The sequence below is a fragment of the Acinetobacter sp. Colony158 genome (assembly GCF_019264745.1).
Classification (GTDB): domain Bacteria; phylum Pseudomonadota; class Gammaproteobacteria; order Pseudomonadales; family Moraxellaceae; genus Acinetobacter; species Acinetobacter ursingii.
Genome location: NZ_CP078523.1, coordinates 1,664,125 through 1,688,581 on the forward strand (window position 1 = coordinate 1,664,125; position 24,457 = coordinate 1,688,581).

Annotated in this window: 37 protein-coding genes and 1 pseudogene; 33 read left to right on the forward strand and 5 right to left on the reverse strand. The window is 42.2% G+C overall.

The genetic code is table 11. From position 1 onward, the window contains the following. The 4 genes from JR005_RS06850 to JR005_RS06865 all read right to left on the reverse strand — a co-directional run. Positions 1-569, reverse strand: a 569-nt coding sequence (locus JR005_RS06850; RefSeq protein WP_151814460.1) for an IS982 family transposase, incomplete at its 3' end; no start/stop codon positions are given. A 101-nt stretch (positions 570-670) separates the two neighbouring features. Further along, complete coding sequence (locus JR005_RS06855) at positions 671-1,435, reverse strand: globin domain-containing protein (protein WP_004985320.1); 765 nt, start codon at positions 1,433-1,435, stop codon at positions 671-673. A gap of 208 nt (positions 1,436-1,643) precedes the next feature. After that, positions 1,644-3,194, reverse strand: coding sequence for a helicase HerA-like domain-containing protein (locus JR005_RS06860; RefSeq protein WP_004985321.1), 1,551 nt, complete (start codon positions 3,192-3,194; stop codon positions 1,644-1,646). A 17-nt stretch (positions 3,195-3,211) separates the two neighbouring features. Next, positions 3,212-4,408 carry a PLP-dependent transferase gene (locus JR005_RS06865; RefSeq protein WP_005002011.1) on the reverse strand — a complete coding sequence of 399 codons (1,197 nt, stop codon included), beginning with the start codon at positions 4,406-4,408 and terminating at the stop codon, positions 3,212-3,214. A 169-nt stretch (positions 4,409-4,577) separates the two neighbouring features. Here JR005_RS06865 and JR005_RS06870 point away from each other — a divergent pair, with 169 nt between their 5' ends. From JR005_RS06870 to JR005_RS07015, 30 genes and pseudogenes are all read left to right on the forward strand, one after another. Continuing rightward, entirely contained in the window at positions 4,578-5,309 is a 732-nt protein-coding gene (locus tag JR005_RS06870; protein ID WP_004985323.1) for a type 1 glutamine amidotransferase, read from the forward strand. Positions 5,310-5,570: 261 nt separating this feature from the next. Continuing rightward, positions 5,571-5,882, forward strand: coding sequence for a 30S ribosomal protein S10 (gene rpsJ / locus JR005_RS06875; RefSeq protein ID WP_004725677.1), 312 nt, complete (start codon positions 5,571-5,573; stop codon positions 5,880-5,882). Positions 5,883-5,941: 59 nt separating this feature from the next. Next, positions 5,942-6,580 carry a 50S ribosomal protein L3 gene (gene rplC / locus JR005_RS06880; RefSeq protein ID WP_004985326.1) on the forward strand — a complete coding sequence of 213 codons (639 nt, stop codon included), beginning with the start codon at positions 5,942-5,944 and terminating at the stop codon, positions 6,578-6,580. An 11-nt stretch (positions 6,581-6,591) separates the two neighbouring features. After that, positions 6,592-7,194 carry a 50S ribosomal protein L4 gene (gene rplD / locus JR005_RS06885; RefSeq protein WP_004985328.1) on the forward strand — a complete coding sequence of 201 codons (603 nt, stop codon included), beginning with the start codon at positions 6,592-6,594 and terminating at the stop codon, positions 7,192-7,194. Then, positions 7,191-7,511: a 50S ribosomal protein L23 gene (gene rplW / locus JR005_RS06890; protein WP_004985330.1), complete on the forward strand. Its 321-nt coding sequence runs from the start codon at positions 7,191-7,193 to the stop codon at positions 7,509-7,511. The genes rplD and rplW overlap by 4 nt, the downstream gene beginning before the upstream one ends. A gap of 11 nt (positions 7,512-7,522) precedes the next feature. Beyond that, complete coding sequence (gene rplB / locus JR005_RS06895) at positions 7,523-8,347, forward strand: 50S ribosomal protein L2 (protein ID WP_004985332.1); 825 nt, start codon at positions 7,523-7,525, stop codon at positions 8,345-8,347. 13 nt (positions 8,348-8,360) lie between these two features. Next, entirely contained in the window at positions 8,361-8,636 is a 276-nt protein-coding gene (rpsS, locus tag JR005_RS06900) for a 30S ribosomal protein S19 (RefSeq protein WP_004985338.1), read from the forward strand. An 11-nt stretch (positions 8,637-8,647) separates the two neighbouring features. After that, a complete protein-coding gene (rplV, locus tag JR005_RS06905; protein ID WP_004754247.1) occupies positions 8,648-8,977 on the forward strand; it encodes a 50S ribosomal protein L22 in 330 nt (109 codons plus the stop codon). 1 nt (position 8,978) lies between these two features. Next, a pseudogene (gene rpsC / locus JR005_RS06910) lies at positions 8,979-9,798 on the forward strand (30S ribosomal protein S3). Then, positions 9,738-10,151, forward strand: coding sequence for a 50S ribosomal protein L16 (rplP, locus tag JR005_RS06915; protein ID WP_004985344.1), 414 nt, complete (start codon positions 9,738-9,740; stop codon positions 10,149-10,151). Before rpsC ends, rplP begins: the two are co-directional and overlap by 61 nt. After that, positions 10,151-10,348, forward strand: coding sequence for a 50S ribosomal protein L29 (gene rpmC / locus JR005_RS06920; protein ID WP_000849927.1), 198 nt, complete (start codon positions 10,151-10,153; stop codon positions 10,346-10,348). The genes rplP and rpmC overlap by 1 nt, the downstream gene beginning before the upstream one ends. Further along, positions 10,345-10,602 carry a 30S ribosomal protein S17 gene (gene rpsQ, locus JR005_RS06925; RefSeq protein ID WP_004924117.1) on the forward strand — a complete coding sequence of 86 codons (258 nt, stop codon included), beginning with the start codon at positions 10,345-10,347 and terminating at the stop codon, positions 10,600-10,602. The genes rpmC and rpsQ overlap by 4 nt, the downstream gene beginning before the upstream one ends. 90 nt (positions 10,603-10,692) lie before the next feature. Further along, positions 10,693-11,061, forward strand: a complete 369-nt coding sequence (rplN, locus tag JR005_RS06930) for a 50S ribosomal protein L14 (protein WP_004924120.1) — start codon at positions 10,693-10,695, stop codon at positions 11,059-11,061. A 9-nt stretch (positions 11,062-11,070) separates the two neighbouring features. Then, complete coding sequence (gene rplX / locus JR005_RS06935; protein ID WP_004985347.1) at positions 11,071-11,391, forward strand: 50S ribosomal protein L24; 321 nt, start codon at positions 11,071-11,073, stop codon at positions 11,389-11,391. 15 nt (positions 11,392-11,406) lie between these two features. Further along, a complete protein-coding gene (gene rplE / locus JR005_RS06940) occupies positions 11,407-11,943 on the forward strand; it encodes a 50S ribosomal protein L5 (RefSeq protein ID WP_004985349.1) in 537 nt (178 codons plus the stop codon). A 9-nt stretch (positions 11,944-11,952) separates the two neighbouring features. Next, positions 11,953-12,258 (forward strand): 30S ribosomal protein S14, encoded by a 306-nt coding sequence (gene rpsN / locus JR005_RS06945; RefSeq protein ID WP_004985353.1) that lies wholly within the window; start codon positions 11,953-11,955, stop codon positions 12,256-12,258. A gap of 11 nt (positions 12,259-12,269) precedes the next feature. Continuing rightward, complete coding sequence (gene rpsH, locus JR005_RS06950) at positions 12,270-12,665, forward strand: 30S ribosomal protein S8 (RefSeq protein ID WP_004995115.1); 396 nt, start codon at positions 12,270-12,272, stop codon at positions 12,663-12,665. A gap of 13 nt (positions 12,666-12,678) precedes the next feature. Beyond that, a complete protein-coding gene (rplF, locus tag JR005_RS06955) occupies positions 12,679-13,212 on the forward strand; it encodes a 50S ribosomal protein L6 (RefSeq protein ID WP_004985355.1) in 534 nt (177 codons plus the stop codon). A 14-nt stretch (positions 13,213-13,226) separates the two neighbouring features. Next, positions 13,227-13,577, forward strand: a complete 351-nt coding sequence (gene rplR, locus JR005_RS06960) for a 50S ribosomal protein L18 (RefSeq protein ID WP_004869518.1) — start codon at positions 13,227-13,229, stop codon at positions 13,575-13,577. A 2-nt stretch (positions 13,578-13,579) separates the two neighbouring features. Further along, a complete protein-coding gene (gene rpsE, locus JR005_RS06965) occupies positions 13,580-14,077 on the forward strand; it encodes a 30S ribosomal protein S5 (protein ID WP_004657688.1) in 498 nt (165 codons plus the stop codon). A gap of 6 nt (positions 14,078-14,083) precedes the next feature. Further along, entirely contained in the window at positions 14,084-14,260 is a 177-nt protein-coding gene (rpmD, locus tag JR005_RS06970; RefSeq protein ID WP_004985357.1) for a 50S ribosomal protein L30, read from the forward strand. 3 nt (positions 14,261-14,263) lie between these two features. Then, positions 14,264-14,704, forward strand: coding sequence for a 50S ribosomal protein L15 (gene rplO, locus JR005_RS06975; RefSeq protein ID WP_004995114.1), 441 nt, complete (start codon positions 14,264-14,266; stop codon positions 14,702-14,704). 45 nt (positions 14,705-14,749) lie between these two features. Then, a complete protein-coding gene (gene secY, locus JR005_RS06980) occupies positions 14,750-16,069 on the forward strand; it encodes a preprotein translocase subunit SecY (protein WP_171063242.1) in 1,320 nt (439 codons plus the stop codon). Between the two features lie 20 nt (positions 16,070-16,089). Beyond that, the gene (rpmJ, locus tag JR005_RS06985; protein ID WP_000867907.1) at positions 16,090-16,206 is read left to right on the forward strand and encodes a 50S ribosomal protein L36; all 117 of its coding nucleotides are present in this window, start codon (positions 16,090-16,092) and stop codon (positions 16,204-16,206) included. A gap of 108 nt (positions 16,207-16,314) precedes the next feature. Next, entirely contained in the window at positions 16,315-16,671 is a 357-nt protein-coding gene (gene rpsM / locus JR005_RS06990; protein ID WP_218665757.1) for a 30S ribosomal protein S13, read from the forward strand. A 19-nt stretch (positions 16,672-16,690) separates the two neighbouring features. After that, positions 16,691-17,077 (forward strand): 30S ribosomal protein S11, encoded by a 387-nt coding sequence (gene rpsK, locus JR005_RS06995; protein ID WP_001040166.1) that lies wholly within the window; start codon positions 16,691-16,693, stop codon positions 17,075-17,077. A gap of 12 nt (positions 17,078-17,089) precedes the next feature. Next, positions 17,090-17,713, forward strand: coding sequence for a 30S ribosomal protein S4 (gene rpsD, locus JR005_RS07000; RefSeq protein WP_004985367.1), 624 nt, complete (start codon positions 17,090-17,092; stop codon positions 17,711-17,713). Positions 17,714-17,731: 18 nt separating this feature from the next. Beyond that, positions 17,732-18,739: a DNA-directed RNA polymerase subunit alpha gene (locus JR005_RS07005; protein ID WP_218665758.1), complete on the forward strand. Its 1,008-nt coding sequence runs from the start codon at positions 17,732-17,734 to the stop codon at positions 18,737-18,739. Between the two features lie 18 nt (positions 18,740-18,757). Next, a complete protein-coding gene (gene rplQ / locus JR005_RS07010; protein WP_004924167.1) occupies positions 18,758-19,135 on the forward strand; it encodes a 50S ribosomal protein L17 in 378 nt (125 codons plus the stop codon). A gap of 167 nt (positions 19,136-19,302) precedes the next feature. Beyond that, on the forward strand, positions 19,303-20,799 hold the full coding sequence (locus tag JR005_RS07015; RefSeq protein ID WP_218665759.1) for a flavin-containing monooxygenase: 1,497 nt from the start codon (positions 19,303-19,305) through the stop codon (positions 20,797-20,799). Positions 20,800-20,872: 73 nt separating this feature from the next. On the opposite strand, the gene JR005_RS07020 is transcribed toward JR005_RS07015, so the two are convergent. Beyond that, positions 20,873-22,012 carry an acyl-CoA dehydrogenase family protein gene (locus JR005_RS07020; RefSeq protein WP_218665760.1) on the reverse strand — a complete coding sequence of 380 codons (1,140 nt, stop codon included), beginning with the start codon at positions 22,010-22,012 and terminating at the stop codon, positions 20,873-20,875. 221 nt (positions 22,013-22,233) lie between these two features. Here JR005_RS07020 and JR005_RS07025 point away from each other — a divergent pair, with 221 nt between their 5' ends. From JR005_RS07025 to JR005_RS07035, 3 genes are all read left to right on the forward strand, one after another. Further along, positions 22,234-22,491, forward strand: a complete 258-nt coding sequence (locus tag JR005_RS07025; protein WP_004985373.1) for a succinate dehydrogenase assembly factor 2 — start codon at positions 22,234-22,236, stop codon at positions 22,489-22,491. Continuing rightward, a complete protein-coding gene (locus JR005_RS14680; RefSeq protein WP_228731771.1) occupies positions 22,484-22,867 on the forward strand; it encodes a hypothetical protein in 384 nt (127 codons plus the stop codon). The genes JR005_RS07025 and JR005_RS14680 overlap by 8 nt, the downstream gene beginning before the upstream one ends. A gap of 542 nt (positions 22,868-23,409) precedes the next feature. Beyond that, the coding region (locus JR005_RS07035; protein ID WP_218665761.1) for a hypothetical protein at positions 23,410-24,457 on the forward strand (1,048 nt) is incomplete at its 3' end.

The following is a 24,457-nucleotide window of genomic DNA, read 5'->3' on the forward strand; positions in this document are numbered from 1 at the left end:
GCATAAAGCTTTGCGTCTAAGCCTTCAACCAATTGTTCAACCATTTTTATGTCAGCAACATGCCCATTAGATAAGCCTGAGCTAACGATCTCACCGAATTGATTCATCACGATATGTAACTTACAGCCATAAAACCATCCCATTGAACTTTTACCGCGAGATGCAATCTTGGCTAATGATTTATGACGCTGAATACGCTGATTTTTACAGACAGGCAGAGTCGTTGAATCAATCCATAAATATTGTTTGTATTCACCTTTCATCAAAGCGACATGTAAAGCATGTAGAGCTAATTGATGCATATTGATCAGGTGAATCATCCTTTGGTAACAGGGTAAGCGTTTAAATAAATGATTTTTATCCTGCTTCAACCATGAAAAGAAAGCTTTGAAATTGTTGAAATGAGAACACTTATACCAAATGGCGATAAAATGTATTTCTGAGAGACTCAGCTGGGCTGGTCGAATTCTTACAGAGCGACGACTTTGTTTGAGAAACTTCCAATAAGTTGCTTCAAATTTAAGAAAGAAATCATCAATGATGCAGAATAATTCGGTACTATTGAACATCAGGGCTAGAGCTTTAGGTTTGGTGTGGTAACTCAACTGATGGCTCTAGTCCCCTTATTTTTCAAGTCAATTGCTTATCCGCGATTCGGGTTATATTCAGTTTAACCTTTGAGAGGAGCAGAAACAGCGAGCTCATCTCCGACTTGATAATGACTTAACAGAATATTGGCAACATCGTATTCACTATGTTCAGCCTGTGATTTGACTAAGAAACCATATTGAGCTGTATCCTGAGTTGAACTAAAACTAAACTGTTGAGGTTGATCAATTCCTTTTTCGGGAACATGGACTTTGACCGAAATATATTCACCTGCTTGTGCCGTTGGAATCGTTTGTTGATCGGCTGCACGAATGTTAAAAAATTTACCTTCTGCGTGATCTTGGATCGACACAATTTTGAAATTACGCCAACCTGACCATCCTCCACTTTGCGAAGCCAACTGATCATATTTTTGTTGCTCAGCCCCAATCAAAATATCAGCTAGTTGCAAATAGGCTTGTTTCCACGCTTCGATTAAATCTGATTCAAATGGGACATCAAGCACTTCACTAATCGAATGTAATAAGTTTTCCCCCACAATCGAGTATTGCGCGGGTTGAATATCCAGACTGACGTGTTTGGTTGCAATATGTTCCACTGCTTTGGCTAGTTTTTCAGGGGTTTCGATATTTTCTGCATAAGCCAAAACTGCTGCGGCTAAGGCGCGTGGTTGACGTCCTGTTGTTTGGTGGTCCAGATTAAACACATTTTTGAGTTCAGGATGATTGCCAAGCATACGCTTATAAAAATAGCTGGTCAGTGCGACGCCGTGTTCACGTAAGACAGGTACAGTTGATTTTACAAGTTCGATTTGTTGTGGAGTCATGGCTAGACCTTTTTATCTGGCTATATAAGATATATTTAAAATACATCTTATAAAATACATTTGCAATGCATCTTTAATTAAAAGTCATAATTTTTTTAAGGGATTAAATAGATCGTATTGGTCAAATTGATTGGTTTTTCGCAAAAAAATTAAACACTGATTTTACAAGAGATTGGTTTTGTAAAATCAGTGTATTTTTGAAAGTTATTTAGCGTTTTCCAAACAACGAGCCGAGCAAGCCGCGAACCAGTCTTTGTCCTGTTGGTCCGCCTAAACTACGTGCTGCGCTTTTTGCAAAGGTTCCAAGTACATCTTGAGTGAGTTTGTCACGCTCGCGTTGTGCTTTTTCATCTACTTTTTGTTGTTCACGTGCTAAACGCTCTTGTTCTTTTGCCTGTTGCTTGGCATCTGTTTCTTGTTGTTTGGCTTGTTGCGCGGCTTCGAGCTGGGCTTGTTGTTGCGCCGCACTTTCGCTCACTTTGCGCTGTAACATTTCATAAGCACTATCTCGATCTACAGCGCGTTCATAGATTCCCGCGACAATACTTTGCGACATTAATGCTTTACGTTCATCAGCGCTTAAAGGGCTAAATGCAGAATAGGGAGGCATGATCCAGCCACGTTCCACGATCTGTGGCGTGCCTTGTTCATCCAGAAAACTAATTAATGCTTCGCCAACGGCAAGTTCAGTAATGGCTTGATCCACTTTAAATTCAGGATTGGCACGAAAGGTATCCGCTGCTGTTTTTACTGCTTTTTGATCTTTTGGTGTAAACGCACGTAAAGCATGTTGAACTCGATTTCCGAGTTGCCCTAAAACCGTTTCTGGTATGTCGAGTGGGTTTTGGCTAATAAAATAAATGCCCACACCTTTGGAACGAATCAAGCGTACCACTTGTTCAATTTTTTGTTGTAAGGCGGGGCTAGAATTATCAAAAAGTAAGTGTGCTTCATCAAAGAAAAATACCAGTTTCGGTTTATCCAGATCTCCAACCTCAGGTAATTGTTCAAATAACTCTGAAAGCATCCACAGCAAAAAGGTCGCATAGAGTTTTGGCGTATTCATCAGTTTATCTGCGGCGAGCAGGTTGATATAACCATGACCATTGCTATCGGTCTGAATAAAATCCAGAATATTTAAACTTGGCTCACCAAAAAACTGTTCACCACCTTGGTCACCCAATGCCAGCAAATTTCGCTGAATTGCGCCTAAACTTGCAGGTGATAAATTTCCATAATCTGCTTTTAAGTCAGTTGCATTGTCACTGACATAACTCAGCATGGCCTTTAAGTCTTTAAAATCGATGAGCAATAACCCTTGATCATCTGCAATACGAAACACCGCAGAAAGTACACCTTCCTGTGTATCATTTAAATTCAGCATTTGAGCCAAAAGCAATGGCCCGATTTCAGAGACAGTGGTACGAATTGGATGACCTTGTTCAGCAAATAAATCCCAAAAAATAGTGGGAGAAGCAGCAAACGCAATAGTGTCTAAACCAAGTGATTTAATCCGTTCATCAAATTTTGGATTATCACTTCCCGCTTTGGCAATACTCGAGACGTCACCTTTGGCATCTGCTAAAAAAACAGGCACACCAATCCGAGAAAAATTTTCAGCCATGACTTTGAGTGTCACAGTTTTACCTGTTCCTGTTGCACCTGCAATCAGACCGTGACGGTTCGCAAATTCGGAATGTAAAACAATATCCTGATGAATATCAGTCGTTTTTTTTGCAATCACAATTGGTGTGCCCATACTTATTCCTATTCTTATCACTTTTCAATTTGTTGGAGTGCATTTTGGATATCTTGTATTAAATCTTGGGCAGATTCTAGTCCTATACAAAAGCGAACCAATAAACCCTGTTGTAGATGTGTATTTGGCAATACTCGCATCTGTTTTAAATCATAAAGCATCACCAGACTTACGGGGCCGCCCCAACTAAAACCTAATTTAAATAATGTTAAGGCATCACAAAAGCGGCGGACGGCGCTGATGTCATAGTTGGCTTGAAAGATCACACTGACCAAACCTGCGCTTTGTTGATCTATACAGATTTCTTGCCAAAAGGCGTGTCCAGGACTGTTCGCGTCGGCGGGATGTAGAGCTTGTGCAAACTCAGGCTGCTGTTTGAGCCACGCTAATAGGTCTTGTGTGGTTTTGGCTTGTTGTTGATAACGTAAGCGTATATGCGGCAGGCTACGTATAACTTGTGCGGTATCATCTCCCGACACACAGATTCCCTGAGTGGCATGCATCTTAAAGAGCTGATGATAAAGTTTTTGATCCCGAGTAATTACGCTGCCCATTAAGATATCACCACCACCGCTTGGATACTTGGTGAGTGCATGGACGGTGATGTCAACGGATAAGTGTTCATCTGAAAAATCGAAAGCGTTAAAGGCGAGCCCTGCGCCCCATGTATTATCCAATGCAATCAACACATTGGCTTGTCTGGCTTTTTTAACCAGATTTTTAAGATCAGGAAATTCTAAAGTGACTGAACCTGCCGCTTCGAGCCAGATCAGTTTAGTGTGTGCAGAAGGCGTAAATGAGTTGGCATCAATTGGATTATAGACTTTGACGATGATGCCATAACGTTGTTGTAGATTTTTGAGATGTTCCATGTTTGGCCCATACACATTATCTGGAACCCAAACTTCATCGCCTTGATTTAAAAAGGTTGAATTAACCAGATTAATGGCAGATAGTCCACTCGGTGCGAGTAAGCAATGTGTCCCCCCTTCAAGCTGTGCCAATTGATCAGCTAAGGTATAAGTGGTCGGTGTGCCATGGGTGCCATAACTATAATCATAAGCATCTGTCCAATGCCGATCAAAAAGGTGCGCTGTCGATGGAAATATAATCGTCGATGCACGAAACAGGGGAGGTTGAATGCTCGCAATATATTGAGGAGCCTTTCGTGGGGCGTGAATAAGCTGGGTTTGAATGGTTTTATTATCTGTCATGGTGTATATCATTTAGGTCATTTAGCTCTAGATTAAAAAATATAAATCCTTTCTGCTAGTTTTGGTCGAGTTTTGTGAGTATTTCTTTACATAAAACTGCATTGACAAAAGTTGGCTTCATTTTTGCTATGACTTAGCTAATACCAACAACAATATAGGTTCTAAGTGCATGAAGTCGCATTTAAAAGTGCATTATTTTCAGCATATTGCTGGTGAAGGGTTCGGGAGTTGTTATGATTTTTTGAAAACACATCAGTCAAAAATTACCGCGACTGAATTTTTCGCACTCCCCCCTGATTTACCGCTTGAAATAGAGGCGCTCCCTCGTATTGACGATGTCGATTTACTGATCATTATGGGCGGAACCATGAGTGTTAATGATGAAGCCAATTTTCCTTGGTTGAAAATTGAAAAACGCTGGATTCGTCGTTATTTAGCCGCGGGTAAACCGGCGATAGGATTGTGTCTGGGTGGACAACTGATTGCCAATGCTTTAGGTGCTGCCGTGAGCCGTAATCCATTTCAGGAGTTAGGCTGGACGACCGTACATCGAGTACCACAATCGGCAACGCAGTGTTTTCCTTTACCCTCTTCTTTGCATGTGATGCAGTGGCACAGTGAAACTTTTGAGATTCCCAAAGGCGCGATTCATTTAGCTGAAAATGACGTCTGTCGTAATCAGATGTATCAGATTGGGCAAAATGTTTTAGGTTTTCAGTTTCACCCAGAAATCACCCCACAAACACTGGAGTTATTTTTGGAAAATGATGATGAAGTGGCCATTTTTCATGGAGAATATGTACAGCCAGCCAATCAACTCAAACAATCAAAACAATCAAAATTTATAGAAGGAAATCAATTGCTCAATCAGGCGATTGAATATGTAGTGAACGCATCGTAATCAAAATAAAATGCAAATGATTTAAAATAAAACTCGGATATTTAACGATTCAGCAACAAATAGAATTGCATAAGACTTAAACAGTCGTTATAATGAGCGACCCTCAAATTGTGAGGTCATTTACTGCAAAGAACGTAGTAAATGCATGACAGTCGCGGCATCGATCGTGACCTTAGTGATTTTCACTGCCTTTGACACTTACCAATGGGTGAGGTGCGTCAAAGGTGATTCTTTATATATTTTGGCTTGGAGTTTACTGGTATGTCTAACCAGAGAATCCGTATCCGTCTTAAGTCTTTTGATCATCGTCTGATTGATCAATCTTCTCAAGAGATCGTAGAAACCGCTAAGCGTACTGGCGCACAAGTGTGTGGTCCAATCCCGATGCCTACTCGCATCGAACGCTTCAACGTTCTTACTTCACCGCACGTAAACAAAGATGCGCGTGATCAGTACGAAATCCGCACCTACAAACGTTTGATCGATATCGTTCAACCAACAGATAAAACTGTTGATGCATTGATGAAATTGGATCTTGCAGCGGGTGTTGATGTTCAGATCGCATTGGGTTAAGGCTTTCGGGTTAATTAGTGCCTGGCATTAATTAAGCTGCTTTTTTAGAGGTTACACACATGGCTATTGGTTTAGTCGGCCGCAAGTGCGGTATGACCCGTATCTTTACAGATGCCGGCGTCTCTGTGCCTGTTACAGTGATTGAGGTTGATCCTAACCGTATCACTCAAATTAAAACGCTTGAAACTGATGGTTATCAAGCGGTTCAAGTTACTACTGGTGAACGTCGTGAATCTCGCGTAACCAATGCACAGAAAGGTCACTTTGCGAAAGCGGGTGTGGCTGCTGGTCGTTTGGTTAAAGAGTTTCGCGTGACTGAAGCTGAGCTTGAAGGTCGTGAAGTTGGCGGCAGTATTGGTGTTGATTTGTTCACAGTGGGTCAAATTGTTGACGTTACTGGTCAATCAAAAGGTAAAGGTTTCCAAGGTGGTGTTAAGCGTTGGAACTTCCGTACCCAAGACGCGACTCACGGTAACTCAGTTTCTCACCGTGTTTTAGGTTCTACAGGTCAAAACCAAACTCCTGGACGCGTGTTCAAAGGCAAAAAAATGGCCGGTCACTTAGGTGATGAACGCGTAACAGTACAAGGTCTTGAAATTGTATCCGTTGACGCAGAACGTTCAGTTCTTGTTGTTAAAGGTGCGATTCCTGGTGCTACTGGTGGCGACGTTATCGTTCGTCCTACGATCAAGGCCTGAGGGGAAATAACGTGAATTTAAAAACTGTTTCCGGCTCTGCTGTTGAGTTGTCTGAAGTTGCTTTCGGACGTGAATTTAATGAAGCGCTTGTACACCAAGTGGTTACAGCTTATTTAGCTGGTGGCCGTCAAGGTACGCGTGCTCAAAAATCACGTGCTGAAGTATCTGGTGGTGGTAAAAAGCCATTCCGTCAAAAAGGTACTGGCCGCGCTCGTGCTGGTTCTATTCGTAGCCCAATCTGGGTTGGCGGTGGTAAAACTTTTGCTGCACGTCCACAAGACTGGTCTCAAAAAGTAAACCGCAAAATGTACCGCGGTGCAATGCAATGTATCCTTGCTGAACTTGTTCGTCAGGATCGTCTTGTATTGGTTGAAGAGTTTGCTGTTGCTGCTCCTAAAACTAAAGAATTGCTTGCAAAACTTAACGACTTGAATGCAGCTCGTGCACTTATCGTGACTGATGCTGTAGATGAGAACTTATATCTTGCTGCACGTAACCTTCCACACGTTGATGTGGTAGATGCTGCTGCAATCGATCCTGTTAGCTTGATCGCGTTTGATAAAGTTGTCATGTCTGTAGCTGCTGCTAAGAAAATTGAGGTAGAACTCGGATGAACAACGAACGTATCTATCAAGTCCTAAAAGGACCGGTCTTCTCAGAAAAGGCACAAGTTTTAGGTGATACTGCTGGTGTTCAAGTGTTTAAAGTTGATATTAATGCAACTAAGCTTGAAGTTAAAAAAGCAGTAGAACAACTATTTGGTGTAGAAGTTGTTAAAGTTAACACAACTATTACTAAAGGTAAGACTAAGCGCTTTGGTAAAACATTAGGACGTCGTTCTGATGTTAAAAAAGCATACGTCACCCTGAAAGCTGGCCAAGATGTTGAAATGGCTGACTTGGGCGATACCGCTGAAAGCGCAGCGGAATAAGGACGAAAATTATGCCGATTCAAAAATGTAAGCCAACGTCTCCAGGACGTCGCTTTGTAGAGAAAGTGGTGCATAGCCATCTTCACAAAGGCGCGCCTTATGCACCGTTGGTTGAAGCTAAAAAACGTACTGGTGGTCGTAATAACAACGGTCACATTACGACTCGTCACGTTGGTGGTGGACACAAGCAAAACTACCGTATCGTTGACTTTAAACGTAACAAAGATGGCGTTCCTGCAACTGTAGAACGCATTGAGTACGATCCTAACCGTACAGCGCATATTGCTTTGTTGAAATATGCTGATGGTGAACGTCGTTACATCATTGCGCCTAAAGGTTTGCGTGCGGGTGATAAAGTTCAATCTGGTAACGATGCTCCAATTCGTCCAGGTAACTGCTTACCACTTCGTAATATGCCTATCGGTTCTACACTACATAACGTTGAACTTAAAATCGGTAAAGGTGCTCAAATTGCACGTTCTGCTGGTACATCAGTTCAGTTGTTGGGTCGTGATGGTTCTTACGCAATCATTCGTCTGCGTTCAGGCGAGATGCGTAAAGTACATGTTGAATGCCGTGCTGTTATTGGTGAAGTTTCTAACCAAGAAAGCAACCTACGTTCATTGGGTAAAGCTGGTGCAGCGCGCTGGCGTGGTGTTCGTCCTACCGTTCGTGGTATGGCGATGAACCCAGTTGACCATCCACACGGTGGTGGTGAAGGGCGTAACAAAGGTATCCAACCTGTAAGCCCATGGGGTCAAAAAGCGAAAGGGTACAAGACTCGTACCAATAAGCGTACGACTAAGATGATTATCCGCGACCGTCGCGTCAAGTAAAGGAATCTGACTAATGCCTCGTTCATTAAAAAAAGGTCCATTCGTCGACGCGCATTTGTTCGCTAAGGTTGAAGCTGCTGTAGCTGCTAACAACCGTAAGCCGATCAAAACTTGGTCTCGTCGCTCAATGATTCTTCCGGATTTTGTTGGTTTAACAATTTCTGTTCATAATGGTCGTAACCACGTTCCAGTAATCATTACTGAACACATGGTTGGTCATAAACTCGGTGAATTCGCGCCAACTCGTACCTATCGTGGTCACGGTGTTGACAAGAAATCTAAACGTTAATAGGTGTCATGATGGAAGTAACTGCTAAATTACGCGGTGCCGCTATCTCGGCACAAAAGGCACGTTTGGTTGCAGACCTAATCCGTGGCAAATCTGTTGCTCACGCGCTTAATATCCTAAACTTCAGCAACAAAAAAGCTGCTGTTTTAGTGAAAAAAGCTTTGGAATCTGCAATTGCAAATGCTGAACACAATAACAGTTTAGATGTAGACGACCTTAAAGTTTCTACGATTTACGTTGATGAAGGCATTAGCCTGAAACGTATTATGCCACGTGCTAAAGGCCGTGCAGATCGTATTACTAAGCGTACTTGTCACATCACCGTTAAGGTAGGGGTTTGATATGGGTCAGAAGGTTCATCCAATCGGTATCCGCCTAGGTGTTGTGAAACGTCATAACGCTAACTGGTATGCGAATCCGAAACAATACGCTGAATACTTGCTTAAAGATCTTCAAGTTCGTGAGTTTTTAACTAAAAAACTTAAGAGCGCGATGGTGAGCAATATTCTTATCGAACGTCCAACAGGTGCTGCTAAAGTAACCATTAGCACTGCTCGTCCTGGTATCGTAATCGGTAAAAAAGGCGAAGACATTGAAAAATTACAGCGCGAACTTACCAATATTATGGGTGTTCCTGCGCAAGTAAGCATCAACGAAATCGATCGCCCAGACTTAGATGCGCGTTTAGTTGCTGAAGCAATTGCTTCTCAATTGGAAAAGCGTGTGATGTTCCGTCGTGCTATGAAGCGTGCGGTTCAAAACACTATGCGTGCTGGTGCTAAAGGTATCAAAGTTGAAGTTTCAGGCCGTTTAGGTGGTGCAGAGATTGCACGTACTGAGTGGTATCGTGAAGGTCGTGTACCTTTGCATACACTTCGTGCGGACATCGATTATGCAACTATGCGTGCAGAAACAACTTACGGTACGATTGGTGTTAAAGTCTGGATTTTCCGTGGTGAGATCTTAGGTGGCATGAAACAAGTCATGAACCCTGCTCCTGCTGAAGAGCGTCCAGCTAAACGCGGTCGTGGTCGTGGTGAAGGTCAAGAACAGCGTCGTGGACGTCGTAATGACCGTGCTGCTGACAAGGGAGAATAATCCATGTTGCAACCTAAACGTACCAAATTCCGTAAGATGCACAAAGGCCGTAACACTGGTCTAGCGCATCGTGGTAGTACAGTATCATTTGGTTCGATTGCGATTAAAGCGACTGAACGTGGTCGTATGACTGCGCGTCAGATCGAAGCTGCGCGTCGTACTATTAGCCGTCGTATTAAGCGTGGTGGTAAAATCTTCATCCGCGTATTCCCAGACAAGCCAATTACCGAAAAACCATTAGAAGTACGTATGGGTAACGGTAAAGGTAATGTGGAATACTGGGTTTGCGAGATCAAGCCAGGTAAGATCCTGTACGAAATTGAAGGTGTGAACGATGAATTAGCAACTGAAGCATTTAAGCTTGCTGCTGCTAAACTTCCGTTTAAAACCACTATCGTGACTCGGACGGTAATGTAATGAAAACTAAAGATCTACGTGAAAAATCGGTAGAAGAGTTGAAAGCGTTGCTTGATGAGCAACAGCTTAACCAATTCCGTCTTCGTATGGCGAAAGCGACTGGTCAATTGGGTAAATCGCACGAAGTGCAAATTGCTCGTAAAACTATCGCTCGTATCAAGACACTCCTTACCGAAAAACAGGGGAACGGACAATGAGTGAAAAAACAGTCCGCACGTTAACCGGCAAAGTCGTAAGCGACAAAATGGACAAGTCTATTGTTGTTCTTATTGAACGCCGCGTTCAACACCCGTTGTATGGCAAATCAATCCGCCGTTCAACTAAACTACACGCTCATGATGAGAACAATGTTGCTAAATTAGGCGACCTAGTGACCATCAAAGAAAGCCGCCCAATTTCTAAAACTAAAGCTTGGACTTTAGTGGAAGTGGTTGAAGTAGCTGCTGAGTAATTACGTTCTTGTTGCATCATCGGTCAATTTCGAGTACTCTTTGAGCCTTTCGAAATTGCGACCGGTGTTGCTCGGTTTTGGAGTAGGGCAATGATTCAAACCGAAAGTATGCTCGACGTAGCAGACAATAGTGGTGCTCGCCGCGTACAATGTATTAAAGTACTAGGTGGTTCACATCGTCGTTATGCTTCTGTTGGCGACATTATTAAAGTTACTGTTAAAGAAGCAATTCCACGTGGCCGTGTTAAAAAGGGCGACGTGATGAATGCTGTTGTGGTACGTACTAAGTTTGGTATTCGTCGTCCAGACGGTTCTGTGATCCGTTTTGATGACAATGCAGCTGTATTGTTAAACAACAATAAAGCTCCGATTGCCACTCGTATTTTCGGACCAGTGACTCGTGAACTTCGTACTGAACAGTTCATGAAAATCATTTCATTGGCTCCTGAAGTTCTATAAGAGGCAATCATGGCTAAGATTAAAAAAGGCGATACGGTTATCGTGATCGCAGGTAAAGAAAAAGGCAAACAGGGTACTGTTCTGTCTGTTTCTGAAGACCGCGTTAAGGTTGAAGGCCTTAACTTAGTGAAGAAGCATCAAAAGCCGAACCGTGTAACTGGCGCTGAAGGCGGCATCGTTACTCAAGAAGCTTCGCTTCATATCTCAAACGTGGCAATTTTAAATGCTACAACCCAAAAGGCTGATCGTGTTGGTTACCAAATTGACGAAAATGGCGTGAAAACTCGCGTTTATAAGTCAAATGGTGAATCAGTGGCGACAGCAAAGTAATAGGTTGACACGGCAATGGCCAGACTTAAAACACGTTACAATGAAGAACTTAAAGCTAAGTTACAACAGGAACTTAGCATTAAGAATGTAATGGAGATTCCTCGCATTACAAAAATCACCCTAAACATGGGTGTAGGCGCAGCTGCAACTGACAAGAAATTGTTAGATGGTGCTGTTGCTGACATGACTTTAATTGCTGGTCAAAAACCAGTAGTTACGCTTGCACGTAAATCAATCGCAGGTTTCAAAATCCGTGATGGTTGGCCAATTGGTTGTAAAGTGACTTTACGTGGCGAACAAATGTACGAATTCTTGGACCGTTTGATCTCAATCGCAATCCCTCGTATCCGTGACTTCCGTGGTTTCTCAGCGAAATCTTTCGACGGTCGTGGTAACTACTCAATGGGCTTGAAAGAGCAAATCGTTTTCCCTGAAATCGATTTTGATAAGATTGATCGTATTCGTGGTATGGATATTACTATCACTACTACTGCTCGCACCGATGACGAAGGCCGTGCGCTTATGCGTGCATTCGGCTTCCCGTTCAAATAAGAGGTCGATATGGCTAAGAAAAGTATGATTAATCGCGAGTTGAAACGCGAACAAACCGTTGCTAAATACGCTGCAAAACGCGCTGAATTAAAAGCGATTATTGCCAACGTAAATGCAAGCGATGAAGAGCGTTTCCAAGCGACATTAAAGTTACAGGCATTGCCACGTAACGCATCTCCAGTACGTCTTCGTAACCGTTGTGGTTTGACAGGTCGTCCTCATGGTTACTTCCGTAAGTTCGGTCTAAGCCGTAACAAATTACGTGATACAGTAATGCAGGGTGATGTACCTGGCGTTGTTAAGGCAAGCTGGTAAGGAGCAACTAAATGAGTATGCAAGATACCGTTGCCGACATGCTAACACGTGTTCGTAACGCACAAATGGCAAAGAAACAAACTGTTTCTATGCCGTCTTCTAAGTTGAAAGTTGCAATTGCCAACGTTCTTCAACAAGAAGGTTATATTTCAAACGTAGAAGTTGCTCAAGAAGAAGCAAAAGCTACTTTGACTATTACGTTAAAATATTTTGAAGGCAAACCAGTTATCGAAACTGTGAAACGTGTAAGCCGTCCAGGTCTACGCCAATATCGCGGTAAAGATAAACTTCCAAGCGTTAAGCAAGGTTTAGGTATTGCAATTGTTTCTACAAGCAAAGGCATCATGACTGATCGCGCTGCACGTGCTGCAGGCGTTGGTGGTGAAGTTATTGCTTTTGTTTCTTAATAGGTGATTCCTCATGTCTCGTGTGGCTAAAGCCCCAGTAACTGTCCCTAACGGTGTAACAGTTACTCAGAACGGCCGGCAGGTCGAAGTGAAAGGCACTAAAGGTACATTGTCTTTCAACCTGCATGCGCTGGTCGAGCTAAAACAGGAAGAAGGTAAACTTCAACTAGCTCCTGCAAAAGAGTCGAAAGACGCTTGGATGCAAGCTGGTACTGCTCGCGCTGTGCTTAACAACCTTGTAAAAGGCGTAAGCGAAGGCTTCGAACGTAAGTTGCAACTTATTGGTGTTGGTTATAAAGCTGCGGTAAAAGGTACAGTTGTGAACCTTAACCTTGGTTTTTCTCACCCAATCGATTACAACCTTCCTGAAGGCGTAACTGCTGAAACTCCAACTGCGACTGAAATTGTTTTGAAGTCAGCAGACAAGCAGTTACTTGGTCAAGTTGCTTCTGAAATCCGTGGTTATCGTCCACCAGAGCCTTATAAAGGTAAAGGTGTTCGTTACTCGAACGAAGTTGTTCTTCGTAAAGAAGCTAAGAAGAAATAAGGCGCGAGGTTCTTATGAACGAAAAGAAACAATCCCGTTTGCGTCGTGCGAAAAGCACACGCTTGCACATTCGTGCATTGGGTGCGACTCGTTTGTGTGTAAACCGCACTCCGCGTCACATCTATGCTCAAGTGATTTCCGCAGATGGTGGCAAAGTATTAGCGCAAGCTTCTACTTTGGATGCCTCTTTACGTAGCGGTTCAACTGGTAACGTAGACGCAGCTACTAAAGTAGGTGCTTTAATCGCAGAACGTGCGAAAGCTGCTGGTGTAACGAAAGTTGCATTTGACCGTTCTGGTTTTAAATATCATGGTCGTATCAAAGCCTTGGCTGATGCTGCTCGTGAAAACGGCTTGGAGTTCTAATCATGGCTAAAGTTGAACAAAACGAAGGTCTTGTTGAAAAGCTGGTTGCCGTTGACCGTGTAGCCAAAGTTGTTAAGGGTGGTCGTATCTTCTCTTTCACAGCATTAACAGTTGTGGGCGATGGGAATGGTCGTGTAGGTTTTGGTCGTGGTAAAGCACGTGAAGTTCCAGCTGCTATTTCTAAAGCGCTTGAAGCTGCACGTCGCAACATGATTACTGTAGACCTTGCTGGTACTACATTGCAACACCCTGTGAATGCTCGTCATGGTGCAAGCCGTGTATACATGCAACCTGCTTCTGAAGGTACTGGCGTAATTGCTGGTGGTGCTATGCGTGCCGTTTTGGAAGCTGCTGGTGTACATAACGTACTTGCTAAATGTTATGGTTCTACGAATGCGGCGAACGTTGTAAACGCAACTTTTAAAGGTTTGCGTGATATGACTTCTCCTGAGAAAGTTGCTGCAAAACGTGGTCTTTCAGTAGAACAAATTCAAGGGTAATCAATCATGAAAACGATTAAAGTTACCCAGACTAAATCTGCTTCGCATCGTTTGAAAAATCACAAACTTTGCCTACAAGGTTTAGGTCTGCGTCGTATTGGTCATACTGTAGAAGTGCAAGATACGCCTTCTAACCGCGGTATGATCAACAAAGTCTACTATATGGTTAGTGTAGAGGAATAAGCCATGACTCTGCGTTTAAATGAGCTTTCACCTGCTGAAGGTGCAAAGCGTGAACATCGTCGCTTGGGTCGTGGTATCGGTTCTGGCGTTGGTAAAACTGGTGGCCGTGGTGTTAAAGGCCAAAAATCACGTAAAAGTGGTGGCGTTCGTCCAGGCTTTGAAGGTGGTCAAACAGCGATTTATCGTCGTTTGCCTAAATTCGGTTTCACTAGCCAAATCGCATTGAAAACTGCGGAAGTACGCTTGTCTGAACTTGCAAAAGTTGAAGGTGATATTGTTTCACTTGAAACTTTGAAAGCTGCGAACGTCGTTCGTCGTGATCAGACTCGTGCACGTGTTGTTCTTTCTGGTGAAGTAACTCGCGCGTTTACAGTGCAAGGTGTTGCTTTGACTAAAGGCGCTAAAGCTGCGATTGAAGCGGCTGGCGGTAAAGTCGAGGAGTAATACCGAGTGGCTATGTCTCCTAGTTCTTCAGGTCATGTCAACATGATGAAAGGACAACCATTTCATGTGAAATATCGTGAAATTATTCGCCGATTAATGTTCTTGGTTGGTGCATTGTTGGTCTTTCGACTAGGAGCGCATATTCCGTTACCGGGTATTGATAATGTAGCGCTAGCCCGTTTTTTTAAAGCCAATGAAGGAACCTTCTTGGGTTTATTTAACATGTTCTCTGGCGGTGCATTAGAACGTATGTCAATTCTGGCTCTAGGGATTATGCCGTACATCTCTGCATCGATTATCGTGCAGTTGATGTCAACGGTTGTTCCATCGCTAGAAGCTTTGAAAAAAGAAGGCGAGCAAGGCAAACGTAAAATCAATCAATACACACGTTATGGCACCTTATTCCTTGCTTTGGTGCAGGGGGTAGGGATGTGTGCAGGCTTGATCAGTCAGGGGATTACTTTGACTTCAGGTCTGGCATTTTATGTTCCAGCAGTGACTTCATTGGTCGCTGGAACTATGTTTTTGATGTGGCTTGGAGAGCAAATTACCGAACGTGGTATTGGTAATGGTATTTCCATGATTATTTTTGCAGGGATTGTTGCGGGATTGCCAAATCAGGTGATTCAGGGCTTTACTTCTGTACAAAATGGTCAAGGCAGTTTAATTGGAATGGCTGTATTTGCTTTGTTATCACTTGCGGTTCTTGCTGCAATTGTTTTCATTGAGAAAGCGCAGCGTCGAATTCCAGTCAACTATGCTCAAAAACAGCAAGGTCGTCGTGTGTTTACTGCACAGCAAACACATTTGCCATTAAAAATTAATATGGCAGGTGTTATTCCAGCAATTTTTGCCAGCTCACTGTTATTATTTCCAGCGAGTTTAGGTCAATGGCTTGGAAGTGCTGATCCAAATGCAGGAATTGTGAAACGTGCTTTGCAAGATTTGGCACTCGTGTTATCGCCTGGACAGCCGTTATATCTCATGCTTTTCGGTGCGTTAATTATTTTCTTCTGTTATTTCTATACAGCACTGGTGTTCAGTCCCAAAGAAGTTTCAGAAAATTTAAAACGTAGCGGTGCATATGTACCTGGTATACGCCCAGGGGAGCAAACGGCTCGTTATTTAGATCATATTTTGAATCGTTTGACTTTTATCGGCGCGATTTATATTACTGTAGTGTGTTTAATGCCAATGATTCTGCAAAGTTCATTTGGAATTCCATTTCACCTCGGTGGTACATCGTTGTTAATTGTTGTTGTAGTGGTGATGGATTTTATGGCGCAACTTCAAGCGCACCTGACTTCACATCAATATGACAATCAAACGTTAATGAGAAAAACGACTGCTCATCCTAAGGGATAAGCGCACTTAGAGGTTTCATCATGAAAGTACAAGCTTCTGTAAAGAAAATTTGTGGTAGCTGTAAAGTTATCCGTCGTAATGGGGTTATTCGCGTGATTTGCAGCGCAGAACCTCGTCATAAGCAGCGTCAAGGTTAATCTGATCAAGACCTGTTGATTTCAGTAGGCGAATTAGGTTAATATCCGCCCCTCAAAGTTTTTTTGTGGGGCGGTTGATTTATCTACTGCCTTTTTGGAGAAAAGTGAATGGCTCGTATTGCCGGTGTAAACATTCCGGATAACAAGCATGCTGTTATCTCACTTACGTATATTTTTGGTATTGGTCGCCACACATCTAAGAACATCTTAGCTACTGTAGGTATTGCACCAACAACAAAAATTCGTGAGTTGGATGATGCTCAGCTTGATGCGATTCGCGCAGAAGTTGCCAAGGTTCCGACCGAAGGTGATTTACGTCGTGAAATTTCCATGAACATTAAACGTTTAATGGATTTAGGCTGCTATCGTGGTCTTCGTCATCGTCGCAGCTTGCCTGTCCGTGGACAACGCACCAAAACTAACGCACGTACCCGTAAAGGTCCGCGCAAACCGATTAAAAAGTAAGATTTCTGGAAGCTAAAAGATGGCTAAAGATACTCGCACACGCAAGAAGGTCACTCGTACCGTCTCTGAAGGTGTTGCACACATTCACGCGTCTTTTAATAACACCATTGTTACGATTACCGATCGTCAAGGTAATGCATTGGCTTGGGCCACCTCAGGTGGACAAGGCTTCCGTGGTTCACGTAAATCAACTCCGTTTGCTGCTCAGGTAGCTGCTGAAGTTGCTGGTAAAGCAGCTTTGGATTACGGTTTGAAAAACCTAGACGTCCTTGTAAAAGGTCCTGGTCCAGGTCGTGAGTCTGCGGTTCGTGCATTAGGCGCAGTGGGTTATAAGATCAACAGCATTACCGATGTGACTCCAATCCCTCACAACGGTTGCCGTCCACCTAAAAAACGTCGCGTGTAAGGAGAAACATTCATGGCTCGTTATATTGGTCCAAAATGCAAACTCTCTCGCCGCGAAGGGACAGACCTGCAATTAAAATCTGGCGTTAAACCGTTTGACGTCAAAACTAAAAAACATGCTAAAGCGCCTGGTCAACATGGCCAAGCTCGCGGTAAACAATCTGAGTATTCACTACAATTACGTGAAAAACAAAAAGTACGTCGTATGTACGGTGTGTTAGAGCGTCAATTTAGTAATTACTATAAAGAAGCTGCTCGTGTAAAAGGTGCAACAGGTGAAAACTTGTTGAAATTGCTTGAAAGCCGCCTTGATAACGTAGTTTATCGCATGGGTTTTGGTTCTACACGTGCAGAAGCTCGTCAGCTCGTATCTCACCGTTCTATTACTTTAAATGGCCGTCGTGTTAACATTGCGTCTATTCAAGTAAAAGCGGGTGATGTGATTGCAGTACATGAAGGTGCTAAACAACAATTACGTATCAAAAACGCAATTGAATTAGCTGCTCAACGTGGTATTCCTGCTTGGATGGAAGTTGATCATTCTAAGTTTGAAGGTACGTTCAAAGCTGCACCAGATCGTTCTGATCTACCTGCTGAAATCAACGAAAGCTTGATTGTAGAATTGTATTCTAAATAATCCTTGAGGTAGCAATAAATGACGCGTACTGCAAACGAGTTTCTAACTCCGCAAGCGATCAAGGTCGAAGCGGTGAGCGGGACCTCGGCAAAAGTGATTCTGGAACCTTTAGAGCGTGGTTTTGGCCATACTCTAGGTAATGCTTTACGTCGCATTCTATTGTCTTCTTTGCCTGGCGCTGCTGTGGTTGAAGTGGAAATAGAAGGCGTCGAGCACGAGTACAGTACTTTAGAAGGCTTGCAGCAGGACATCGTCGAGCTCTTGCTGAACCTAAAAGGATTGTCTATTAAGCTGTTCGATCAAAATGAAGCATATTTGACATTGGAAAAACAAGGTCCTGGCGATATTACTGCTGCGGATCTTCGTTTACCGCATAATGTTGAAGTGGTTAACCCAGAGCATTTGATCGGCACATTGAGTGCTTCAGGTTCAATTAAAATGCGCCTGAAAGTTTCTCAAGGTCGTGGTTATGAAACTTCTGACTCGCGTTTCCCTGAAGGTGAAACACGTCCTGTAGGTCGTCTACAGTTAGATGCTTCTTATAGCCCAATCAAACGTGTTTCTTACACCGTTGAAAATGCGCGTGTTGAACAACGTACTGACCTTGATAAACTGGTCATTGATCTTGAAACCAATGGTACTGTTGATCCTGAAGAAGCGATCCGTAAAGCGGCAACAATCTTGCAACAACAAATTGCAATTTTTGTTGATCTTCAGAAAGATCAGGCACCAGTGGTTCAAGAACCTCGTGAAGAAGTTGACCCAATCTTGCTTCGTCCAGTAGATGATCTAGAGCTTACTGTTCGTTCTGCTAACTGTTTGAAAGCAGAAAATATTTACTACATTGGTGATCTTGTTCAACGTACTGAAGTTGAGTTGTTAAAAACTCCTAACTTAGGTAAAAAATCGTTGACTGAGATTAAAGATGTTTTAGCTTCGAAAGGCTTGCAACTCGGCATGCGTTTAGAAAACTGGCCACCTGCTAGTTTACGCATGGACGATCGTTTTGCCTATCGTAGCCGTTAATTAAGTAGGACTATCACCATGCGTCATCGTAATAGTGGTGTGAAATTAGGCCGTACAAGCAGCCATCGTAAAGCGATGTTCCAAAACTTGGCGAATTCTTTGTTTGAACACGAGTTGATTAAAACAACTGTGCCTAAAGCAAAAGAATTACGTCGTGTTGCTGAGCCTTTAATCACTCTAGCAAAAAACGATACAGTAGCAAACCGTCGTTTGGCGTTTGCTCGTACTCGTTCAGCTGCAACTGTAGGTAAATTATTTACCGTACTTGGCCCTCGTTACAAAGAACGTAACGGCGGTTATCTACGTGTGCTTAAAGCGGGCTTCCGTGCAGGTGATGCTGCACCAATGGCTTATGTTGAGCTTGTAGATCGTGAAGTAAACACTTCAGCAGAATAAGATACTTATTCAAAAAAAAGATCGGTTTTTACCGATCTTTTTTTTGCCTTTTAAAAAATTGTCCTCAAGTGATAAGAAAAAGCGACAAATGACCCAAACTTGACATTGCACATTGTCAAATTTGTGCTTTAATAAAATGGAACAGTTCTCAAGGTTATAAAAACAACATGGAAAAGATCGTTGATGTATTAATTGTAGGTGCAGGTATTTCTGGGATTGGAATTGCGGCACATCTTGCTAAGAATTCTCCACAACGTCAATTTGAAATTATTGAACGTCGTGACAGTATTGGTGGAACTTGGGATCTATTTCGTTATCCTGGCATTCGCTCTGACTCTGATATGTCGACTTTCGGTTTTAATTTTAAACCATGGCGTAGTGCAAATGTACTCGCGGCTGGCCCCGCAATTAAGGGATATCTAGGCGAAGTGGTTGATGAATTTGATTTAAAGAAAAAAATTCATTTTAAGCATCGCGTACTTACAGCCAATTATGATACAGCCAAGAAAAAATGGTTTGTCGAAATTGAAGATGCCAATCAGAAAAAGCAAACATGGATTGCGAATTTTGTCGTTGGTTGTACGGGTTATTATAATTATGATCATGGCTTTGAACCTGATTTTCCAAATAAGGATATTTTCAAAGGTCAATTTATTCATCCACAGCATTGGCCTGAAAATCTGGACTATACAGGCAAGAAGGTGGTGATTATTGGTAGTGGCGCGACTGCGATTACGTTGGTGCCAGCAATGGCAAAAGGAGGAGCAGGGCATGTCACGATGTTACAGCGCTCGCCAACTTATATTGCGTCTATTCCTTCAATCGATTTTGTTTATGACAAAATGCGTAAGCTCCTACCAGAAGATGTCGCTTATAAATTGACACGCGCGCGCAATATCGGTATGCAACGTGGTATTTATGCCTTATCTCAGAAGCAACCACAGTTAGTGCGTAAACTGCTTTTAAAATCAATTGAAATGCAGCTTAAGGGCAAAGTGGATATGAAGCACTTTACGCCGAGCTATAATCCTTGGGATCAGCGTTTGTGTGTCGTACCTGATGGTGATTTATTTAAGATTTTGCGTTCTGGTAAGGCTAGCGTTGAAACCGATCAGATTGAGAAATTTACTGAAACAGGTATTCAGCTAAAATCAGGTAAACATCTTGAAGCCGATATTATTGTTTCAGCAACGGGTTTAGAAATCCAGATTTTGGGTGGTATCAAAGGGACGATCGATGGACAGCCTCTGGATACTTCAAAATCGATGCTGTATCAGGGTGTCATGGTCAGTGATGTTCCGAATATGGCGATGATCATCGGTTATATTAATGCGTCATGGACACTCAAAGTGGATGTCGCCGCAGACTATATTTGTCGTTTGCTGAATTATATGGATAAAAATGGCTATGATGAAGTCATTCCAGAAGGTGATCAAACCGAATTAATGGATGATACCGTGATGGGAAGTCTGTCATCGGGTTATATCGCCCGTGCCGCCAGTGTGATGCCAAAACAAGGTAAGCATGCACCGTGGAAGGTGACTAATAATTATTTGGCAGATCGTAAGGCACTTAAAAATGCGCGTTTTGATGATGGCGTTTTAAAGTTTCATAAAGTAGAGACAAGCGTTGAACGAAAATCCAAGCCAAAATTAGCTTCATAATCTCGATATGTAAATTAGAAAAGGAGCTTAGATAAGCTCCTTTTTCATTGCATTAGCAAAGATGGGTTAACGATCAGAGTGTCCGCGAAATCAATTCTTTCATAATTTCATTGGTTCCTGCATAGATGCGATTTGCTCGGTTGTCGATATAGGCGCGAGCAATTGGATATTCCAGCATATAGCCATAGCCACCATGAAGTTGTAAACAATCATCCACGACTTTGGAGAACATGTCTGAAATTTTATATTTGGCTGCTGCGGCTGCATCTATCCCTAATCGTTCTTCGAGTTGTAATTGCATACAGCGATCTAAATACGTTCTACAAAAGTCGATTTCAGTACGGAGTTCAGCGAGTTTGAACCGTGTATTTTGAAATGATCCAATTGGTTTACTAAAAGCTTTACGATCTTTGGTGTATTGAACTGTATGAGCAAAAGCAGCTTCAGCACCTGCCTGACAGATAATCGCGACTAACATACGCTCCCATGCCAATTCTTTCATGAGCATCATGAAGCCCATACCTTCCATACCTAGCAAGTTTTCTTTAGGGACGCGAACATTATCAAAGAATAATTCGCAGGTATCCTGACCTTTCATACCAATTTTATTCAGCGGTTTGCCTTTACTAAAACCAACGCGATCGGCTTCAACAATGATTAAGGATAAATTGGCTGAACCCTTTTCATTATTGCCTGTTTTACACACCACAATAGCCATATCGCATAAATAGCCATTGGTGATAAAAATTTTAGAGCCATTGATGACATATTCATCGCCATCTAAAACAGCAGAAGTACGTACAGCTTGCAAGTCTGAACCTGTTCCAGGTTCGGTCATGGCAATCGCAGTGACGACTTCTCCACTTGCCATTTTTGGCAGCCACTTCTGTTTCTGTTGTTCATGACCAAAATTATTAATGTAATTGGCAACAATATCAGAATGTAATGAAAATCCTGTACTGGAGTCCATGGCATAGGCCTGTTCTTCAATCAAAATCATACTGTAAAGACGATCTACTCCAGAACCACCATATTGTTCAGGCATGGTGGTACATAACAATCCCAAATCGCCTGCCTTGTTCCATAAATCACGATCAACATGTTGTTGTTTTTCATATTTTTCAATATTGGGAACTACTTCTTTTTCGTAAAATTTACGTACAGTTTCACGGAAGGCTTCATGCTCTTGATTAAAAAGATTGCGCTCCAGCATATTAGGAATGGGACGAATCGCAGCTGATTACATTGTTATTGTATCCTTGCAGTTTGTTTTCTCAGCAGAAAGTAAAAATCATCTGACTCAGGCAAACAATAGGATGAATGCTCAAAAGTGAAGTGCGAATGATGGATTTAGTCATTCGGCTCAATCAATTACCCACAAACCTATGCTGATCGGTTAAACTAGCGGGGTTTTTTATCGACTTGGGGAATCTAATGTCTGAAGAACTTACGCTCGAAGAGCGCAAGGTGATTTATCGTGCGCGACGCGGCCTGAAAGAAATTGATGTCTATTTTGATCCTTATGTCCGTAATCATTACCTGAGCGCTGAACCCGCAGAAAAAGCACTTTTTGCTGAATTGGTTGATCAGGAAGATCCAGATTTACTGGATTGGTTTATGGAAGTATCAGAGCCACCGAAGCCAGAGCTCAAAACTTTTATTTTGAAACTCAAGCATTACGTGCATGGTTAATCATCAATTTCAACTGAAACGCAGCTTGCTTGCCCTGTTGTTTCAGTTGGGAATGTTGCTAATGATCGGAATCATTTGGTTTCAGCTTTTTCCATTTTATATATTTTTAATTGCGATATTTTTGGCAATGATTGCTTATCTTGCGTTCTTGAGACGTTCGAAAATGCGCTCTTTGGCTTATCTCGATCAAGATCTTTGGTCAATTCAATGGCACAATCACAGCAAAATTGAACATGTGCAGCTTTATCGCGTGATAGATCACCACATTTATATAGTTTTGTATTTTAAGCAAAATCGCAATTCGCAGGTCATTTGGCGTGATCAAGTAAGTTTAAATCAATGGAAGCAGCTCAAAGTCATGGCAAAACTGGTTTAATTGTTAAACAATTTAAAAAATAGAAGAAAATTAAAATAGATTAAAATCAGAGTTTTAAGTTATTTAAATAAAATTTAGGTGCATATTGTCTGATCAAATCATTGAAAAAACAGCCTAAATAGGCATTGTCTAACAATTTTAAAGTTGTGTCTCAAAGACTTCAGTTAAAGTACAAATACCAACGTAAAGTGTGAAGGAGGTCAGAAATGATCGATATTCCAACGTGGTTGTTTCCAGTCATTGCTTTTGTTTTGGCAGTGGTTATAGGACGAGCAGGAACTTTACTCAGGGATTATATTGAACACCATCAATAAATAAGAGTACAACCCATTCTCAGTTAACAAGTAGCATGTGCTGAACCGTCGCAATGCTACTTTTTTTTGCCTAAAATTTGTATAAACACAAGAAAAAAGCCAATCTTTTCATTATTTTTTTATGTCATATTACGTGATTAATATTAGAGTAATTGCTCTTTTATTCGCCTTGTGCATCTGATAAGGTACAACGCAAAGGAAAAATAAAATGATTTCGAGGGATAGAAAATGCCAAAAGTATTCAAAATAGGTCAGGGTTTGGCCGTTGCTGTTCTTGCCTCATCTGTATTGTCTGGATGTTCCTATGTGATTAAATCAGGTGCCAATGTTGCCTTGAATTTTAGTGAAAATCATATTGTTCCACCTATTTTGGCAATGGGTGATGTGGATATGATCTGTAATTCTGGGAATGCATTAACGCCAGCGATTATGGCGACGAAAGATATGGGTGCCGACCCGACCAATATGGCAGTATTATTGTACGCTGGTGCAGGAATGTGTGCAGAGAATCAGGCATTAGAAGGTGAATTACGTTATTTGCGTGCTTCTAAAGCGGGGCAGGTAACGGAAGCCCAAGATGCACGCATTGAACAAAAACGTTGGGCTGCAATTGCTGCACAGCGTCAATATAATGCTTACCAATTATTTGCACAGCGTTGGGAAAGTAAATATAAATATCATTTAGGTGAATCTTGTCCAAAAATGCGTAGCGACAAGGATCAACTGACTTATATGCTTGGATTGTTAAGTGGTTTGCAGGCTGTAACCAATGACATCAATTCTGGCGGTGATGTCAATGTACCTAAAGATATTGCAGGCATTGTTGAACGGAGTATGGCTTGTTTGGACAACACCAAGTTTTGGGGTGTGCCAAATGCAACACGCGCTGTCATTTGGACTTTATTGCCAGGGGCTGATGAAGGAAAACCTGATCCTTATGTGACTTTAAAACAATCCATGCAAATTGGTGAGCAAAAAGGCGTTCGCTTACCTCATGCCTTATATGCGGTTGCAGCGCAAGCCAGTGGCGATGATAATAAAATTCGTGATGCGCTTAGATCATACGCTGAGTCACGTGGTGATGATAAACCTGTCAATCCGAATTTCAGACTATTTGATGCAATGGCAGGGGTGATGATTCGTGGTATTTCGGATCGTTACTGGACTGAGCATACAGGTGTGCGTACTGGCGATGATGGGATGACCACTTTCTGGGATGAAAGTGGTAAAACATCTTCAGAGCTAGAAGATTTATTTAATGATGGCGGTGCAGGTA